Here is a 17967-nt window from a genome sequence, read left to right as displayed (position 1 = left end):
CTGCTGGAGCAACGCGTCACCTGTCCTATGTCATTGAGCCCAATCGCGCTACCGTAGCGACCTTGAAGAAATCGCCGACTACATCGCCCGCGACAATCCGCGCCGTGCGCTGTCCTTTGTCCGTGAGCTTAGGGATCGATGTAAGAAGATCGCTTCATTCCCCAATGCGGCGCGATTGCGTCCGGAGCTTGGCGAAGGTGTCCGGACGGTTTCTTACGGGCGCTCATAGCCTTGCCGGCGACTCGGCGATAGCCCGGTCGTCCGCGTCGTGCAGGGTTTCCATCAGCCCGGGGATGGGCGGCTCGGCGGCCTTGAGCGCCGGCAGCGTACCCCAGGCGGCGGGGCGGTCGAAGAGCCCGAGGCAATGCACCAGTTCCCGGTCCCGAATTGCTCGGATCGGTTTGGCGTCTCGCGGGACCATCTTAAATCGGTTGATGAAATCGGCTGATGAAGTCGAGGGCTTGCCAGTTGCAGTGCTTGGAGAGATCGCAGACCTCGCAGGCAACCGTCGCTATTTGCGTCTGACGTACGCCTTGAGCCGCGCCCGGTGTTTGATCTGCCGTTCGGTGAGGTTGTTACGCTGGCCCTTGAAGGGGTTGTCGCCGCCCTTGAATTCGATGCGCAGCGGAGTGCCGGTCAGATCCAGCTCCTTGCGGAAGCGGTTGATGAGATAACGCTTATAGGTCTCGGGAACCGCCTCCATCTGGTTGCCGTGGATGATGATGAGCGGCGGATTGCGGCCGCCCTGGTGGGCATAGCGCATTTTGATGCGGCGGCCGTGGACCAGCGGCGGCTGGTGCTCCTGGACCGCGGCCTCCAGCAGGCGTGTCATCGCCGGCGTGGGGATGTCGCGCATGGCGTTGGCATAGGCCTTGTCGACCTCGTCGAGCAGGAGCCCGACGCCGCTGCCGTGCAGTGCCGAGATGCGATGCTGGGTGGCGAAGTCGAGAAAGCCGAGTTTGCGCTCGAACTGAGTCCGGATGTGCGTGCGGGCCTCCGCGTCCAGGCCGTCCCACTTGTTGATGGCGATCACCAGCGCCCGACCGCTTTCGATGATGTGACCGGCAAGATTGGCGTCCTGTTCGCCGATCCCCTCGTGCCCATCCAGCACCAGGATGATGACATTGCATGCCTCGATCGCCTGGAGGGTCTTGATGATGCTGAATTTTTCAATGACGTCCGTGACTTTGCCGCGGCGCCGCACGCCGGCGGTGTCGATCAGGGTGTAGCGGCGGCCGCGGCGCTCCATGGGGATGAATATGCTGTCGCGGGTGGTCCCGGGCAGGTCGCAGGTGACCAGCCGCTCTTCGCCCAACAGGCGATTGATGAGGGTGGACTTGCCGGCGTTCGGGCGGCCGACCACGGCGACCTTGGTGCCTTCATCCGCGCCGCTGGGCTCCGCGTCAGGATCGGGCGCAGGGGCCGCGGCCTCCAGCCGCGCGAACACCTGCTCCATGAGGCCGCGGACCCCGCGCCCCTGCGTGGCCGAGGTGGGCACCGGGTCGCCCAGTCCGAGCAGATGAAACTCGGCGGCCAGCAAGTCGGGGTCGGCGTGGTCGGCCTTGTTGACCACCAGGGTCATGGGTTTGCCCAGGCGGCGCAGGCGTTCGCCGATTTCGTAGTCGCCGGTGGTGCAGCCGTCCTTCGCGTCCACCAGGAAGAGGACGTGGTCCGCCTCGTCGATGGCGAGCTGGACCTGGCGCTGCATCAGGAACGCGACACCGTCGCTGTCGTTGCTGATGCCGCCGGTGTCGACGACAACGTAAGGGCCGGGTCCCATGCGGCCGATGCCGTATTGGCGATCACGGGTGAGCCCGGGGTAGTTGGCGACCAGGGCGTCACGGCTGTGGGTCAGCCGGTTGAACAGGGTGGATTTGCCGACATTGGGACGGCCCACCAGGGTAATGACGGGCAGCATGTCGGGTGTGCCTCCAAGGGTGTCTTCTGGGGTTGCGATTGGGTGGTCTATTGGGGTTGTTTGCGCGGTCCGGTGCTCGGGGCGACCGGTGCCGTGCGCGACGCGTCAGGGGGTGTCTGATCGGCCGCCGCGGCCGATTGGTTATTGGTGCTCCGGTTGCTGTTCGCGGGCGCCGTGCCGGTCGTGAGTGCCGCCAGGGTGCCGTCGATGGCGTAGACATAGATGCGTCCCCCGGCGACGACCGGGCGGGCGGTGATCGGCTTCTTGGCGACCCGGGTGCGGCCCAGCAGTCGGCCGTCGGACTGGGCAATGAGGTGCAGCCAGCCCCCCATGTCGCCCACCACGATCAGGTTGCCGATCAGCGCGGGCGCGGTCAATTGCCGGTTGTGGAGTCGTTCTTGTTTCCAGCGTCCGGCGCCGCTGACCGGGTCCGCTCCCCACACCTGATCCTGCGAGTCGGTGACGAAGAGGTGGGAGTCGTTGGCGGCGATCCCGGCATGGGAGGACAATTGACGGCGCCACCGGACGGTCCCGCTTTCCTGATCGACCGCGGCCAGATCGCCGTTGTAGGTGCCGACGAAGACCAGATTACCGACCAGGATCGGGTCGGCATCGATGTCGGCGATGCGGGCCAGTTCCGAGCGGCCGCTGGGTGGGGTGACTGTCACCTCCCACAATGGTGTTCCGTCCGTGGTGTCGAGCTTGACCAGCTTGCCGCCCGCCAGTCCGGCGATGACGCCTTTCGGGGTGATGGTCGGGGTGCTGCTGCCGCGCAGGGTGAGGATTGGGGCGGGGTAACTGACGCGCCACAATTCGGTGCCCTTTGCTCCGTCGAGCGCGATGACGGTGTCGTCCAATGTGTGTACGATCACCTTTCCGTCCGCGGTGTAGCGCGGTACCGAGAGGATCTCCCCACTGGCGACGGCACGCCATTGTTCGCGTCCGTCGGTGGTGGACAAGGCCACCGCCAAGCCGCTGGTGGTTCCCAGGATCAGTTGATCGCCGGCCAGTTCGGGCCCGGCACTGAAGGGGAGACCGGTCTTCCGCGCCCAGAGGACCCGCCCGCTGTCCGCATCCGCCGCGACCACCAGGCCGCGGGAATCCGCCACGTAGACACGGCCGCCGCCGACTGCCGGAACCAGGTACAGCCGCCGGCCCTCGCTGCCCTTGGTCAGACGCTTGGACCAGAGGGTATTCGCCGTAACCTCGGGGACGATCTTGCTGAGTTTGATGGGGGGGGTCGGATCCTTGTCGCCGCTGAGCCAGGGAATATAACTGCAACCGGTGACGGTGCCGGCGATCAGAAGCGCGGCGCAGCCGTGGCGGGCAGCGCGGCCGGCCAGGCGCAGCAGGGTCCGGGTGCGGGTCAGGTGCCGAGTGGGCATAGCGTGTGACTCACCCGGCCGCGGGCAGGTTGTCGAGCTTGAGCCGAATCAACTGGGGCAGGCTGGTCCCGGCAGCGATGGCCCGTTCGTATTCGCGACGTGCCCCCGCGTGATCACCCCGCGCGGCGGCAATGTCGCCGCGCACCGCGGCAAAATCACCGGCGAAAGCCGGCGTGTTGTCATGCGCGGCGACGGTGGCCGCGGCGGCGTCCAGTTGGCCCTCCGCGAGCTGAATCCGCGCGAGCCGCAAGGCGGCCAGCCGCGCCAGCGCCGGGTCCGGGGCCTTCGCGGTCACTTGTTGCAGTGCTGTCATGGCGCCCGCGGCGTCGCCTTGGTCATAGCGGGCTTTGGCGATGACCAGCGCGCCGAAGCTGGGGTAGGGGGTGGAGCCGAAACGGCTGCTGAGGATCTCCTCCTGTTTGGCGGCGGAGTCCAACTGCCCGGCCTCGGCGCTCGCCGCCAACTGCTCGAAGGCGGCGGACGCTTGGGACCCGACACTATTGCGGTAGTCGGTCCAGGCGCGCCAACCATAGACTGCCGCGAGGCCGAGGGCTAACCCGATGACCACGGACATGCCGTTTTCTTTCCACCACTTCTTGATTGCCTCGACTTTCTCGTCGTCGGTTTCGTAGTCACTCACGCTCGTATCCTTTTGGGTCTCATTATTGGATTGTCAGTGAACCGTTTTCCTAAGCGCGCGGGCTGGCCGCGGTCAGCAACTCGGCCGCCTCCGCAAGGGTCAGTTCCCGTTGTCCGGTCTCCTCGCGCAGGGGTTTGATTCCGATCACGCCGCGCGCCAGTTCGGTATCGCCGATGACCAGGGCGTAACGTGCCCCGCTCTTGTCGGCGCGTTTGAACTGACTCTTGAAACTGCCGCCGCCGCAGTGGGTCATGAGCCGCAGTCCGGGCGCCGCATCGCGCAGGCGCTCGGCGAGCACCGGTGCCTCACGCTGCGCCTGCTCGCCGACCGCGACCAGATAGGCGTCCAGCGGCGGTGCGGCGACCGTGCCCGCGGCCTCCACGAGTTCGACCAGACGTTCGATCCCGAGTGCGAACCCGACGGCCGGGGTGTCGCGCCCGCCCAGTTGCGCGACCAATCCATCATAGCGGCCGCCGGCACAGACCGTGCCTTGGGCGCCCAGATCGTCGGTAATCCACTCAAAGACGGTCCGGTTATAGTAGTCCAGTCCGCGCACCAGGCGCGGGTTGATCCGATACGCAATGCCGACGGCCTCCAGTCCGGCCAGAATTGCCGCGAAATGAGCGCGCGTCTCCTCCCCCAGGCTGTCCATGAGGCGCGGTGCGGCGGCCGTGATGGCCTGCGTCTCGGGGCTCTTGGAGTCGAGCACCCGCAATGGATTGGTCGTGAGTCGACGCTGACTATCGGCGTCGAGGTGCGTCCGATGGCCTTCCAGATAGTCCACGAGTTGCTCGCGGTAGGCCGCGCGCTCCTGGGTGTCGCCCAGGCTGTTGACCTCCAGCCGCAGACCGGTCAGCCCCAGGGTACGCCACAGTCGGGCCGTGAGCAGGATGACTTCCAGGTCGATATCCGGACCATCGAGGCCGAAGACCTCGACGCCGATCTGGTGGAACTGCCGGTAGCGACCGCGCTGGGGGCGTTCGTGGCGGAACATGGGGCCGCGGTACCAGAGTCGCAGGGGCTGATTCAGCAGGCCGTTTTCGATGACGGCGCGCACACAGCTTGCTGTGCCCTCCGGACGCAGGCTCAGCGAGTCACCGTTACGGTCCGTGAAGCTGTACATCTCCTTCTCGACGATATCGGTGACCTCGCCGATGGAGCGTTTGAACAGGTCGGTGATCTCGACGATCGGGGTCCGGATCTCCGCATAGCCATAACCGGCGAGCACCTGCCGGGCCGCGTCTTCGATCCGCTGCCAGGTGCTGATCCGTTCCGGCAGGATGTCATGCATCCCGCGAATCGCCGCTATCGTCGTGGTCATAGGGTCATCGTCATGTCGTGTCGGTCACAGCGTATGGGGTGTGCGGAGTGCGTTCCCGGTAACCGGGTCATTCGGGGTTACTCGGGTCGAGCTTGAATTTGGCCCGACCGCCTTTGGTGTGGCGTTCGAGGTCAATGGGGCGGCCGCCGACGGTGACTTGGGCGACGCGCGCAATGCCGATGTTGAACGTGTAGGGCGGGGTCCCGGCGAGGACGCGGGTGTCGCCCTTGCGCATCGTACCACTGAGTACGGCGGCACCCCCGGCGTCGAGGATCTTGATCCAGGTCGGGCCGGAGAAGGTCAGGGAAACCTCGGTCGGCTTGGCCGGCGGGCTCGCCGCGGCGCCTTGCGCATCCGCCGCCGCGGTGGTGTCGGTGAGCGTTGGGGCGAGACTCGCGGGTTCATCCGCGCGGGGGAGCGTCGGCAGCGCGAGTTCCGCTGTCGCTCCTGATGCGGATAAAGCAGCGGACGCGGCGGTCGGCGGCGCCGTCGCGGTATCCGCCGTCGGATCAGGTGTCGGCATCTCCAGCGAGACGCCCGCGGCAGGTTGCCCGACGCTCGGGTTCGCCGTCGCGGCCAAGGGGAGTTCAGCCGTGTCGGCGGCGGTTGGTACGGGTATCAATTCGGCCCGATTTTGCCACCACAAGACGACCATCGCGATCACGGCGGCCAGCACCCCGACACTGATCAACCGCATCAGGACGTGCGCGCTGGTGATCTCATGGCCGATGGTTTGTTGCGGGACGGGTTTGAAGCCCAGTTCGACCGGTTCCGGGTCCGGATTTGACGCGCGGTAAGCCATGATGAGGGGCTCCGGGTCGAGCCCGAGCAGGCGTGCGTAATTGCGCAGATAGCCGGCGATGAAGACCGGACCGGGAAGGTCATGATAGCGGTCTTGCTCCAATGCCTCGACCATCGGTACGCGCAGATGGAGCTGTGCGGCGACCCGCTCCACCTCCAGTCCGCGGGCCTGACGTTGGACGCGCAGACGGCGCCCCGGGCTCTCGGCGAATTCGACGACGTTCTGATCATCGGTGCTCATGGCTTGTACTGGATTCATCGACAGCGGCTCCCTAAAGCGCTTTGGTTTCGGGGGCGTCCGGAAAGCTGTTCCGCAGAACCTGTTCGTAGGTCTCCGCGGATTTGGTATTGCCCAGTTTGCGCTCGATTCTGATCGCCAGGATCAGGACCTGCGGCGCCGGGGCGTTAGCCTGAAAGTAGCGATCCAGGTATTCCTTGGCAGCTTTGGCACTGCCGCGTTTGAACTCGAGGTCAGCCATCTGGAACAGGGCCGGTCCGAAGCCTGAGTTCGCGCTCAGGGCGCGCCGATAATTGGCCTCGGCCTGGGCGAGATTGCCGGCACTGGCAGCGCAGGCGCCGGCATTGGTCAGCGACATCCAAGGGGTGGCATAGAGCGGATTCTCGGTCGCCTTGGTGAACTGTTGCTGGGCTTCGGCGTAACGTCGTTGGGCGCAGAAAAAAGCTCCGTACGCATTGAGAATATCGGGATTTTTCGGGGAGAGTTCGAGTGCCCGTTTGAAGTTCTCGTCGGCGCGGGCGGTCTCTCCGAGTCGCTGGTAGATCATCGCAATCACAAAATAGGCGCGGGGGTTTTTCTTATCCTCGCCGATCGCACGCTCGGCACGTCGCAAGGCCTCATCCAGTTGTCCGAGCCGGTAATACTCCGAGGCCATCGCCACATAGAGGTCGCCCGAACTGTTCTCGGTATCCAGGGACATGGAGTCATTTGTCTTGCGGGGTAGAAAATACCCGCATGCGGCAAGACTCAGGCAGATCCCGCTCACGGCGATGAAACGAGCGACCCTGATCACACTCATGATCCGTCATGGCGCAGGCGGGCCCCGAGCGCGGGTAGCGCAACCGGGACAGGGAGCAAGCCGGCGTTTCTGCGGGTACGGTCCTCGACCCGGCCCACCAGTTGTCCGCAGGCGGCGGCGATCGCGTCGCCGCGTGTCTTGCGCGTGAAGGTGAGCAGACCCGAGCCCATCAGTCGCTGCCGAAAGGCTTCCAGCCGTTCCGGCGACGAGGTGGTGTAGCCGCTGCCGGGGAAGGGGTTGAAGGGAATCAGGTTGAGCTTGGACGGGGTCCCTTCCAATAACCGGATCAACTGCTTGGCATGTTGGAGGCTGTCGTTGATGCCGTCCAGCATGACATACTCCCAGGTGATCTTGCGGCGTTTGTCGCCGCCGAGATAGGCACGGCAGGCGGGCAGCAGTTCTTCGAGCGGATATTTACGGTTGATTGGCACCAGTTGGTCGCGCAATGCATTGTTCGGCGCATGGAGTGAGACGGCGAGTGACACGTCGCTGACCTCGCGCAAACGATAGATATTGGGGACAATGCCGGAGGTGCTCAGGGTCACCCGCGACTTGGCGATCATGTAGGCCAAGTCATCCTGCATGATTGCCATCGCCTTGACCACCGCCTCGAAATTGGCGAGCGGCTCACCCATGCCCATCATCACCACGTTGGTCGGTGCCGCCCCGAGTTGTCGTGCCGCGTGCCAGACCTGGCCGATGATCTCCCCGACCTGCAGGTTGCGGTTGAATCCCTGGCGGGCCGTGGCGCAGAAGGCGCAGTCGAGGGCGCAGCCGACCTGCGACGAGACGCAGAGGGTACTGCGGCCATCTTCGGGAATGTGCACCGCCTCCACTCGTTGGCCGTCCGCGAGTTCCAGGACCCATTTCACCGTGCCGTCCGTACTGGGCTGGGTGTGGCTGATACGCGGGAGGCGGATGCTGACCGTGTCCGCGAGTGCCGTACGCAGCGCTTTCGGCAAATCGGTCATGCCATCGTAGTCGATGACCCCATGTTTATGCAGCCACTTGAACAAACTGCGTCCGTGGAACGGCTTGAAACCGAGTGCCGCGACCAGGGCGGCGCACTCCGCGGCGTCCAGGTCCAGCAGGTTCGGTTTGGTCCGACCGGCATCCATCGGCGTGGTCATGGGTGTCACCGCGAGGTTCCGGCTGCCGTCAGCGGGTCCGCGGGCAGATGCCTTCCGGGAAGAAGAACGCGATCTCCACGGCCGCGGTATCCGGGGCGTCCGAGCCATGGACCGCGTTTTCCGTGAAGGAGTCGGCAAAGTCGGCGCGGATGGTACCGGGTGCCGCGTTGGCCGGGTTGGTCGCTCCCATGATCTCACGATTCTTGGCGACCGCGTCCTCGCCCTCCAGGGCTTGGACCATGACCGGACCGGAGGTCATGAACCCCACGAGTTCGTCGAAAAACGGTTTGCCCTGATGGATCGCGTAAAACGCGGACGCCTGTTCGGTGCTCAGGTGCAGCATCCGGGCGGCGACGATACGCAGTCCGGCGGCCTCGAAACGACCGAGGATGGCGCCGATGGCATCTTTGGCAACGGCATTGGGTTTGATGATCGAGAGTGTGCGTTCGACGGACATCTGAGGCTCCAGGATGGGGTGCGGCGGTGCGCTTCCGGGATGATAATAGCGGTCTGTCGCAGCGGCGCGACGCCACCTGGCGACGACCGACGCCCCGGCGGACCAGCTTGAGGGTAGCCGCGAAGTTTAACGGCAAGGGGGAGTGTCCGGCAATGCCGGGCGTTGCCCGCCGGATCGGGGTCCCGTCTCCGGGGGGCAGCGAACCAGTGCTTAGTGAACCCCGGACAGTCCAAACAGTATCTCACAGTCTCTCTAAAAGGTGATCCATGACTGAATTCGATGTCTTCAACGGCGACGCGGACGGCATCTGCGCCCTCCAGCAACTGCGGCTCGCCGAGCCGCTCGACAGTACCCTGGTGACCGGTGTCAAGCGTGAGATCGCGCTGCTGGAGCGGGTGACCGCCGGCCCTGGCGACCGGGTGACGGTGCTTGATATTTCACTCGATACCAACCGTGCGGCACTCGATCGCCTGCTGGCCGCCGAGGTCCAGGTGCGCTATTTCGATCACCATTTTCCCGGCGAGATTCCCAGTCACCCCGGATTTGACTGCCACATCGAGACCCTGCCCGATAAGGGCACCTGTCTGCTGGTGGATGAGTTTCTCGACGGACGTTTCCGTGCTTGGGCGGTCGTCGGCACCTTCGGCGACAACTTCGATGCCGCTGCCTACCGGGCGGCGCTGCCGCTCGAACTCGCCCCGCCCGCGCTGGCCCAGTTGCGTGAGCTTGGGATTTATATCAATTACAATGGTTACGGGGCCGAGGTCGCCGACCTGCATTTCGCTCCTGATGATCTTTACCGTCGGCTCCATCCTTACGTCAATCCGCTGGATTTCATCAATGAAGACTCCGCCTTCCGCGCCTTGAGTGACGGTTACGCCGACGATATGGCGCGGGCACGGGGTACCGCGCCGACCGTGGCGGGCGAGCGTCATCGGCTCTACATCCTCCCCGTCGATCCCTGGGCGCGTCGTGCCAGCGGCGTCCTTGCCAATGAGCTCGCGCAAGCGTCGCCGGAGTGCGCCCAGGCGCTGCTGACGCGGTTACCCGCCGGCGGTTTCGTGGTCAGCGTGCGGGCTCCGGTGACGCGTCCGGAGGGCGCTGATGTGCTCTGCCGCCAATTCGCGACCGGTGGCGGCCGCAAGGCCGCGGCGGGCATCAATCAGTTGCCCGAAGCGGACTACGATCGTTTTGTGGAGCGTTTCATCGCGGCGTTCTGACTCACGCCAACCGGCCGGACGTACGCGGCCGGCGGCTGATTCACTCCGGTTCAAGGCGCCCACGAGACCCCTGATGGACTCCCGGCGCTCAACGGGAAGTATCTTCGAATCAGCCATTTGGTGAGGTCCAGCACGGGGATGATGGTGGCTGCCGCCGCGGTGACCACCAGCCAGTCGGTGCCGGTGAGTCGATAGGTGCCGAAGGCTGCGGACAGTGCCGGTACGTAGATGACGAGCAGCAGGAGCGTCAGTTCCCAGAGGATGGCCAGGTTGAGCCAGCGGTTGGCGAAGGGTCGGATGAACACCGAGTCGCGGTCGGAACGGAAACTGTAGGCTTTGAAGAACTGGATCAGGACCAGCGACAGGAAGGCCATGGTCATGGCGCGGGTCAGGGTCACCGCGGAGTCGAGCCCCGCGGTTGCGCCCAAGTGCAGCTCCCAGGCGAATAGCGCGACGTTGACCAGCGTTGACCAGATCCCGCCAACCAGCATCAACAAGACGACCGGCTTGGTGAAAATTCCGGTCTGACGGTCGCGGGGTGGTCGCTGCATCAAATCGGATTCCGGCGGATCGAACGCCAGGGCCAGCGCCGGAAGGCCGTCGGTGGCCAGGTTCACATAGAGGATCTGGACCGCGGACAGGGGCAGCGGCATCCCGGCCAGGGTGGCCACGGCCATGAGTCCGATTTCGCCGATATTCGATGATAGCAGGTACATCAAGTATTTCTTGATGTTGGAAAAAATTCCGCGGCCCTCTTCCACGGCGCCGACGATGCTCGCGAAGTTATCGTCGGTCAGCGTCATGTCCGCGGCCTCACGGCTGACATCGGTCCCGGTGACGCCCATGGCGATTCCGATATCCGCCTTCTTGAGGGCGGGTGCGTCGTTCACCCCGTCGCCGGTCATGGCGCAGACCTGTCCTTGTGCCTGGTAAGCAGTCACTACCCGCAACTTGTGCTCCGGCGAGACTCGCGCATAAACCTCGATGTCCGCGACCTGGCGTGCGAGTTCGGCGTCGCTCATGGCGTCCAGTTCCGCACCCATGACGACCCGTCCGTTACCGAGTATCCCGAGTTCACGGGCGATGGCCGCGGCGGTGTCCGGATGGTCGCCGGTGATCATGACGGCGCGGATGCCCGCGCGCTTACAGGCCGCGATGGCGGGCTGTGCCTCGGGTCGCGGCGGGTCGATCATCCCGATCAGGCCGGCAAAGATCATGGCGCGTTCGGCATCCGCCCGCGCGGCCTCCGGCTTGTAGGCGATCGCCAGCACTCGCAGCGCTTGTTGCGCCATCGCCAAAGTCGCGGCGTTGATCCGCTCACGGGCGGTGTCATCGAGCACCAGGAGTCCGGTCGGGCTGGCCAGGTGGGAACAGTCGGCCAGGAGGATTTCAGTGGCGCCCTTGGAGAAGGCGACCACCCCGCCGGCCGTCCGATGCAGGGTGGTCATCCGTTTGCGTTCGGAACTGAAGGGGATCTCATCGACGCGCGGGGCCCGCGCCTGCAGGCGGTTCGGGTCGAGTCCGGCCTTGGCTGCCGCTACGATCAGCGCCCCCTCGGTCGGATCCCCGGACAGCTGCCAGGCCCCGTCTTCCAGTTCCAGGTGGGCGTCGCATGAGAGCGCGGCGGCGCTCAGCAGGTAGCCGAGCAGCGCGCGCTCATTCGGGCCGTCCGTGGTCAGTGTCAAGTCCCCTGTAGGCGCATAGCCGCTGCCCGTGAGGGTACAGCGGCACCCCTCCATCCAGATCTCCCGTACGGTCATCTGGTCGCGGGTGAGCGTGCCCGTCTTATCTGCACAGATGATCGAGGTACTGCCCAGGGTCTCGACCGTGGGCAGGCGGCGCACCAGGGCGTGGCGTTTCACCATGCGTTGGACGCCGATGGCCAGCGAGATCGTGACCACCGCCGGCAGGGCCTCGGGGACCACGGCCACGGCGAGTGCAACGCCGAAGATGACCATCTCCAGGAGCGGTTCGCCGCGCAGCCACCCCAGCCCGGCGATCAGGACCACGATGATCCCGGCGGCAATGGCGAGGACCCGGCCCACCCGGTCCAGATTCTGTTGCAGCGGGGTGCGGACCTGTTCGACCCCCGCCAGCATCTTGGTCACCTGGCCGAACTGGGTGTGCAGCGCGGTGGCGATGACCAGGCCGCGACCGCGGCCATAGCTGACATCGGTTCCCGCATAGGCCAGGTTGACCCGATCGCCCACGGCGAGCGACGCATCCGTCAGGGGCGCCACGCGCTTTTCGACCGGATTGGATTCGCCGGTCAGGGAGGCCTCGTTCATCCGGAGATTCACCGCCTCGATCAGTCGCAGGTCGGCCGGAATGCGATCACCGACACCAAGCAGAACCAGATCGCCCGGCACGACCTCGCGGGCGGGGATCGTCAGTTCCCGCCCATTGCGCAGCACCTTGGCGGTGGGTGCCGCCATGCGCCGCAACGCCTCCATGGCGCGTTCGGCCCGGTACTCCTGTACGAACCCGAGCAGGATCGCGAACAGCACGATGACGGCGATGACCACGGCCTCCAGGACTTCGCCGAGGAAGGCCGAGAGGCCCACCGCGGCCAATAAAATCAAGATGAGGACGTTCTGGAATTGCGCGCCTAAGATCGCCCACGGGGAGATCCGGTTGATGCCCGGCAATTCGTTCGGTCCGGTCGCGGCGAATCGCGATGCCGCCTCCTCGCTGGACAGGCCGTCGGTGGTGGTGGACAACGCGACGCGGGTCTCGTCGATCGATCGCTGGTGCCAGGTTGGTTGGCTTACCATAAAGGTCCCTTGGGAGCGGGTTAGTACGGCGCGGGGATTGGGGTTGCATGGTAGCAGGGGTGGGCGGCCGTGAGCAGCGTGCCCCATCACGCGCTATCATGCCAGGCGCCGCGGTCGCCGTCGCCGCCGCAGGCAAACGCGGTCGCGGGGTTGGGAGTGCGGTCAGGATAAGCGCATCCATCCGCGTGCCGGGTATTCGGGTTTCGCGAAAATCGATCCCGAAAATCGATCCAGGCTGGTGACAACCTTGATGACATCTGCTATCGTTCGCTGCTTGGGCTGAGTGGCAGAGTGGTTATGCAGCGGCCTGCAAAGCCGTGTACCTCGGTTCGATTCCGGGCTCAGCCTCCATCTTCAACTCCCGCAATTGGCTCCTGGTGGTTTCTGGTTCCGCTCGTTTGCGGCATCACGAGCCCTTTTCTCCCTCTGCCCGGGTGGCGAAATCGGTAGACGCAAGGGACTTAAAATCCCTCGCCGTGAGGCGTGCGGGTTCGAGTCCCGCCCCGGGCACCAATCAGGCGCCAATTGCGCACCGCGACCGGACGTTCGATCGTCCCCACGTTTTTTGCTCTGACCGCGCCGGCCGGTTCTCGGGTCCGGCGCTTCAATTATGTCGTCGTTCATGCATCACTCGGCGTGATGGGCTCGCCGCGCCGCGCCACGGGCATTATGCGCTCGGACCGCGGGGGATTTGAGCGACCGCGGTTCGCGGGGATATTGCGGCCACGGTGTATTGCGTCAATGCCATCGCGGGCGGTGAACTCGACTGTCCGTCATGCGGTGCTCCCGGCGCGAACCCATCGTCCATGTTTTTTCACTCGATCACTTGACATCCATTCGAAAACGAATAAATTATAAGATGCGCGCGTCAAGTTTGCGCACCCTGACTCAGCACTATCAGATCGGAGGTATATCACGTGGAATACGCTAACCTTAGCGTCGATGAGATCCAGCAGCAGCTCGAGACGATCGAGCAAAATAAGGCGGAATTGCAGCGGGCATTGGTGACCCGGCGGCAAGAGGCGAAGCATGGCGTGGTGGCGCAGGTCAGGGAGTTGATCACGCAGAACGGCTATGAGCTCGACGAGATTTTGCCGTTGATCACGGCCCGGCGCCGTCGTGGTACCGCGGCAGCAGCACGCCCCGCCACCAGCGGACGTGACTACACGCGTTATGTCGATCCGGAAAACCCGGCGAACGTCTATGTGCGTGGTGTCTTGCCGGGCTGGATGAAGCAGAAGATGCAGGAGCAGGGCTACGATTCGTCCGTCAAGGCGGATCGTGAGGCGTTCAAGGCGAATTATCTGCAGGCCGTCGAGGCCTGATCGCGCCGTTCGTCGGCACGCTGCCAACAGCAATCCGGAGATCGTTTTCTCCGGATTCTCAACAAATATCGCTGGATTTTTTTTGCGTACGTGTCTAGAATTCAGACTCAGCATCGGTGCGCCGATGCTTCCGAATCGCGGCTGACTCCTCGACCTTCAGGCATCATCCTCGAATATACGTTTATCCTTATACTTGTGTCGATGCCTAGGCCGCTCCCAGGTACCCTGGGCAGGCTGCCTGTTCAAGCAGGCACGGAGCCTTCATGTCTTTTGATTCGCTCGGCTTACGGGCCGATCTGCTGCGCGCTGTGGCGTCACAGCGTTACGGCCGGCCAACGCCGATCCAGGCGCAAGCCATTCCCGAGATACTCGCCGGACACGATCTCCTCGCCGGCGCTCAAACCGGCACCGGCAAGACCGCGGCCTTTGTCCTCCCATTACTTCAGCGGCTTGCCGATCAAGGGCATCCGCAGCGCCACCCGCGCGCGCTCATCCTGACACCCACCCGCGAACTGGCGGCTCAGGTCGGTGAACGCGTGCACGCTTACGGGATTCACCTGACGCTACGCTCTGCCATTGTGTTTGGCGGGGTCGGCATGCAGCCGCAAATTGACCGGCTGCAACGCGGTGTCGATATTCTGATTGCGACGCCTGGGCGCCTGCTCGATCATGCCGGCCGTCGGACCGTGGATCTGTCGCGAGTTGAAATCCTGGTGCTGGATGAAGCGGATCGGATGCTCGATATGGGCTTCATCCACGACATCAAACGGATCCTGAAGCTGATCCCCGAGCGGCGGCAGAATTTGCTGTTCTCCGCGACCTATTCGGACGATATCCGACGGCTCGCCGACGGCTTGCTGAGGCACCCGAAAATTGTCGACGTGGCACGACGCAACACGGCCGCAGAGGCCGTCGTACAGTCCGCGCATCCGGTCGATAAACAGCGCAAGCGCGATTTATTGGCTCATCTGATCCACCGCGAGGGCTGGGAGCAGGTGTTGGTCTTCACCCGCACTAAACACGGTGCGAATAAGCTTGCCGAACATCTGGTTAAGGATGGGATTACCGCCGCGGCGATCCACGGCAACAAGAGTCAGTCGGCCCGCACCCGTGCGCTCGATGAGTTCAAGAATGGCTCGGTTCGGGCACTGGTCGCCACCGATATTGCCGCGCGCGGCTTGGATATCGTGAATTTGCCCCAAGTGGTCAATTTTGAATTGCCGAACGTGGCCGAGGACTATGTGCATCGGATTGGGCGAACGGGTCGTGCCGGCGCCGGCGGCGCCGCTTTATCGCTCGTCAGTCACGACGAACAGGCGCTCCTCAAAGGGATACAGCGCCTGCTGCGCCGGGAGATTCCCTTGACCCCGGTCGCCGGTTTCGAGCCCTCCGCGGCGGGTTCAGTCGAGTCGGCGGCGGATGACGATCGCTCCGGCGCGCGCCCGAGCGGCGTGCCGCCGCGGCGTCACGTCGGACGCGGGGATCAGCCGCGTCCGGGTCCGGGTCTGGCCGGGAGGTCGGCGCCGCGCAGCCGACGTGCCGCACCGCCGGCACGCGGGCGCTGAGACGATTGCCGGAAAATCTTCGCCCCAACGGTTGGGGACAAAGACTGTCGAATCAGTTGTGCATTGATCATTCGACCGTTCTCTCTTTCTCTTCAATGCACATTGACGGAATTGTTGAACGATGAATATCTATGTTGGCAACCTGGCCTACTCCGTGACTCAAGACGATCTGCGCGACGCCTTCGCCGCCTACGGCGACATCTCCAGCGTCAATCTGATCACCGACAAGTTCACCGGCGATTCCAAGGGGTTTGGCTTCGTTGAGATGCCGAACAATGCGGAGGCCGACGCCGCCATCAAGGCTCTGAACGAGACTCCGCTGAAGGGCCGCAACATCAAGGTCAACCAGGCCAAGCCGCGCGGTGAGCGTCCGTCCGGCGGCGGCGGGGGCGGCGGCGGGGGCCGTGGTCCGCGTTGGTAGATGCCGTATGAGCCGGGGCTCCGCGCCCCGGCTTTCGATGTCCGTGACCTCCACTGCCTGGGGCCTTGCCTTTGGACTGCTGTAGCGCGATCAGCACTTGCGGCGCGTCTGTATGTTGAGCCCCGACGCCGCCTCATTTCAATTGACCTATCGGGTATGTCCGGCGCAGCCCGCAGCCCATTTGTTTGGTGTCGAACTGCATATTGCCCAACCTCCGGCCGGTACCCTGCTGCTCGCACTGCCGGCTTGGTGTCCGGGCAGCTACATGATCCGCGATTTCGCACGTCATCTCGTGCGGATCACCGCGGTCGACAGCCACGGACGGATGATCCCGATCCTCAAGCAGGACAAACAAACCTGGGCGTTGACGTCGGGTGATGCGCTCACACTGCCGCTCATCGTCAGCTATCAAGTGTACGCCTGGGACCTCTCGGTCCGCGCGGCCTACCTCGACCGCACGCGTGCCTATTTCAATGGACCGAGTCTATTGTTGCAGGTCCGCGGCTGTGAACACTTACCCTGCCGCATCGACTTGCTTCCCCCGCCGGCGGACGCCAGCCTCAACTGGCGCCTGGCGACCAGCCTGAGACCCCTCGCAGCGGAACCCCTGGGTTTCGGGGCCTATCAGGCGGACGATTACGCCGATCTGATCGATCACCCGGTGGAAATGGGGCAGTTCGATCTCACCTCTTTTGACGTCCGCGCTGTGCCTCATCGATTCGCCGTGAGCGGCCGACAGCGCTGCGACTTCGCGCGGCTCCAGCGTGACCTGGAGCGCATTTGCGACCAGCATGCCGCCCTGTTCGGCGAACTCCCAATCGACCGTTACCTGTTTCTGGCCGTTGCGGCGAGTGAGGGTTACGGCGGGCTGGAGCACCGTTTTTCATCCAGTCTGCTGTGTACGCGGGACGACTTGCCGAGTCCCGGCGAGTCGGCACTCACCGCAGGCTACCAGCGTTTTCTTGGTCTGTGCAGCCATGAGTACTTCCATCTCTGGCATGTCAAGCGCATCCAACCACTCTGTATGCTGACTGCCGACCTGACCATGGAGATCCATACCCGGCTGCTGTGGGTCTTCGAGGGCATCACGTCCTACTATGACGATCTGGCCTTGATTCGCGCCGGCTGCATTGAACCGACCGCGTATCTGCAATCGCTCGCGGAAAATGTGACCCGGGTGATGCGAACCCCGGGCCGGTTGGTACAGACCTTGGCTGAATCGAGCTTCGATGCCTGGACCAAGTTTTACAAGCAGGATGAGAATGCACCCAACGCCATCATCAGTTACTACGCCAAGGGTGCGCTGGTCGCACTCGCCCTCGATCTGACCATCCGCCGGGAGACCGGCGGACGGGTGGCGTTGGACGACGTGATGCGCGCGCTCTGGGTGCGCCACGGCCGTACTGGACTCGGGGTGCCGGAGCGGGGGTTCGAGGCGCTCGCGGTGGAGGTCTCCGGGCTCGATCTCGGCGACTTTTTCGCTCAGGCGTTGGACTCCACCGATGACTTGGACCTGATCTCCCTGTTGGCCTCCGTGGGCATCCTGATGCGGCTGCGGCCCGCGATCGGTCCCAAGGACCAGGGGGGCTGTGTCGCATGCTTCGAACCGATTCAGGTCCAGCCGACTCTGGGCGTGCGGCTGCGCAACGGCGGTCCGGAGGCCGTGCTGGCGCACGTGCTCTCCGGCGGCGCCGGTGAATGTGCCGGGCTGGCACCAGGGGATCAGGTGGTGGCGGTAAACGGACTGCGCGCCACGGCCGAGAATCTCGAGCGCCTGGTGGCCGCGACCCAGGACCGGCACGGTGCGCCGATGCCGATTCGACTGCATTGCTTTCGTCGCAACGAGTTGCTGGAGTTGACGGCCTGCCCGCAACCGGCGGCCGCCGATACCTGTGAGCTGATGTTGATCGATGCGGTCCCGGACGCGGTGCTGCGGGCGCGGACCGCGTGGCTCGCGAGTCTGGTGTGAGTCG

Annotated in this window: 15 protein-coding genes, 2 tRNA genes and 1 pseudogene; 8 read left to right on the top strand and 10 right to left on the bottom strand. The window is 64.6% G+C overall.

The window, feature by feature from the left end; translation table 11 throughout:
* Nucleotides 1–64 precede the first annotated feature (64 nt).
* Nucleotides 65–229, top strand: a pseudogene (locus tag A39O_RS38150) (type II toxin-antitoxin system RelE/ParE family toxin); the annotation flags it as partial.
* On the opposite strand, the gene A39O_RS0109140 reads toward A39O_RS38150, so the two are convergent.
* The 9 genes from A39O_RS0109140 to ndk form a co-directional block, all read right to left on the bottom strand.
* Complete coding sequence (locus tag A39O_RS0109140) at nucleotides 224–421, bottom strand: hypothetical protein (RefSeq protein WP_020504358.1); 198 nt, start codon at nucleotides 419–421, stop codon at nucleotides 224–226. The pseudogene A39O_RS38150 and the gene A39O_RS0109140 overlap by 6 nt on opposite strands.
* Before the next feature lie 90 nt (nucleotides 422–511).
* Nucleotides 512–1918 carry a ribosome biogenesis GTPase Der gene (der, locus tag A39O_RS0109135; protein WP_020504357.1) on the bottom strand — a complete coding sequence of 469 codons (1407 nt, stop codon included), beginning with the start codon at nucleotides 1916–1918 and terminating at the stop codon, nucleotides 512–514.
* 47 nt (nucleotides 1919–1965) lie between these two features.
* Nucleotides 1966–3303 (bottom strand): outer membrane protein assembly factor BamB, encoded by a 1338-nt coding sequence (bamB, locus tag A39O_RS0109130; RefSeq protein WP_020504356.1) that lies wholly within the window; start codon nucleotides 3301–3303, stop codon nucleotides 1966–1968.
* Nucleotides 3304–3313: 10 nt separating this feature from the next.
* On the bottom strand, nucleotides 3314–3943 hold the full coding sequence (locus tag A39O_RS0109125; RefSeq protein ID WP_020504355.1) for a YfgM family protein: 630 nt from the start codon (nucleotides 3941–3943) through the stop codon (nucleotides 3314–3316).
* A 49-nt stretch (nucleotides 3944–3992) separates the two neighbouring features.
* On the bottom strand, nucleotides 3993–5264 hold the full coding sequence (gene hisS, locus A39O_RS0109120) for a histidine--tRNA ligase (protein WP_026199263.1): 1272 nt from the start codon (nucleotides 5262–5264) through the stop codon (nucleotides 3993–3995).
* Between the two features lie 67 nt (nucleotides 5265–5331).
* Entirely contained in the window at nucleotides 5332–6324 is a 993-nt protein-coding gene (locus A39O_RS0109115) for a RodZ domain-containing protein (protein WP_083924595.1), read from the bottom strand.
* Between the two features lie 13 nt (nucleotides 6325–6337).
* Nucleotides 6338–7102 (bottom strand): type IV pilus biogenesis/stability protein PilW, encoded by a 765-nt coding sequence (gene pilW / locus A39O_RS0109110; protein ID WP_026199262.1) that lies wholly within the window; start codon nucleotides 7100–7102, stop codon nucleotides 6338–6340.
* A complete protein-coding gene (gene rlmN, locus A39O_RS0109105; protein WP_020504351.1) occupies nucleotides 7099–8232 on the bottom strand; it encodes a 23S rRNA (adenine(2503)-C(2))-methyltransferase RlmN in 1134 nt (377 codons plus the stop codon). The genes pilW and rlmN overlap by 4 nt, the downstream gene beginning before the upstream one ends.
* 28 nt (nucleotides 8233–8260) lie before the next feature.
* On the bottom strand, nucleotides 8261–8689 hold the full coding sequence (gene ndk / locus A39O_RS0109100; RefSeq protein WP_020504350.1) for a nucleoside-diphosphate kinase: 429 nt from the start codon (nucleotides 8687–8689) through the stop codon (nucleotides 8261–8263).
* Between the two features lie 266 nt (nucleotides 8690–8955).
* Here ndk and A39O_RS0109095 point away from each other — a divergent pair, with 266 nt between their 5' ends.
* A complete protein-coding gene (locus tag A39O_RS0109095) occupies nucleotides 8956–9909 on the top strand; it encodes a hypothetical protein (RefSeq protein WP_020504349.1) in 954 nt (317 codons plus the stop codon).
* Nucleotides 9910–9959: 50 nt separating this feature from the next.
* On the opposite strand, the gene A39O_RS0109090 is transcribed toward A39O_RS0109095, so the two are convergent.
* Nucleotides 9960–12683, bottom strand: coding sequence for a cation-translocating P-type ATPase (locus A39O_RS0109090; RefSeq protein ID WP_020504348.1), 2724 nt, complete (start codon nucleotides 12681–12683; stop codon nucleotides 9960–9962).
* Between the two features lie 277 nt (nucleotides 12684–12960).
* On the opposite strand from A39O_RS0109090, the gene A39O_RS0109085 reads away from it, so the two are divergent.
* From A39O_RS0109085 to A39O_RS0109060, 6 genes are all read left to right on the top strand, one after another.
* A tRNA-Cys gene (locus A39O_RS0109085) sits at nucleotides 12961–13034 on the top strand.
* A gap of 77 nt (nucleotides 13035–13111) precedes the next feature.
* Nucleotides 13112–13196: transfer RNA gene (locus A39O_RS0109080), tRNA-Leu, on the top strand.
* A gap of 404 nt (nucleotides 13197–13600) precedes the next feature.
* On the top strand, nucleotides 13601–14008 hold the full coding sequence (locus A39O_RS0109075) for an H-NS histone family protein (RefSeq protein ID WP_020504347.1): 408 nt from the start codon (nucleotides 13601–13603) through the stop codon (nucleotides 14006–14008).
* Nucleotides 14009–14271: 263 nt separating this feature from the next.
* Entirely contained in the window at nucleotides 14272–15573 is a 1302-nt protein-coding gene (locus A39O_RS0109070; protein WP_020504346.1) for a DEAD/DEAH box helicase, read from the top strand.
* Nucleotides 15574–15694: 121 nt separating this feature from the next.
* Nucleotides 15695–15994 carry an RNA recognition motif domain-containing protein gene (locus A39O_RS0109065; RefSeq protein WP_020504345.1) on the top strand — a complete coding sequence of 100 codons (300 nt, stop codon included), beginning with the start codon at nucleotides 15695–15697 and terminating at the stop codon, nucleotides 15992–15994.
* 112 nt (nucleotides 15995–16106) lie between these two features.
* On the top strand, nucleotides 16107–17963 hold the full coding sequence (locus A39O_RS0109060) for a M61 family metallopeptidase (RefSeq protein WP_020504344.1): 1857 nt from the start codon (nucleotides 16107–16109) through the stop codon (nucleotides 17961–17963).
* The last annotated feature ends 4 nt before the right edge of the window (nucleotides 17964–17967 follow it).

The organism is Lamprocystis purpurea DSM 4197 (genome assembly GCF_000379525.1).
In the GTDB taxonomy this organism is placed as follows: domain Bacteria; phylum Pseudomonadota; class Gammaproteobacteria; order Chromatiales; family Chromatiaceae; genus Thiodictyon; species Thiodictyon purpureum.
Note: the sequence above shows the minus strand (reverse complement) of the source record. Positions and strands in the feature narration are given on the sequence as shown.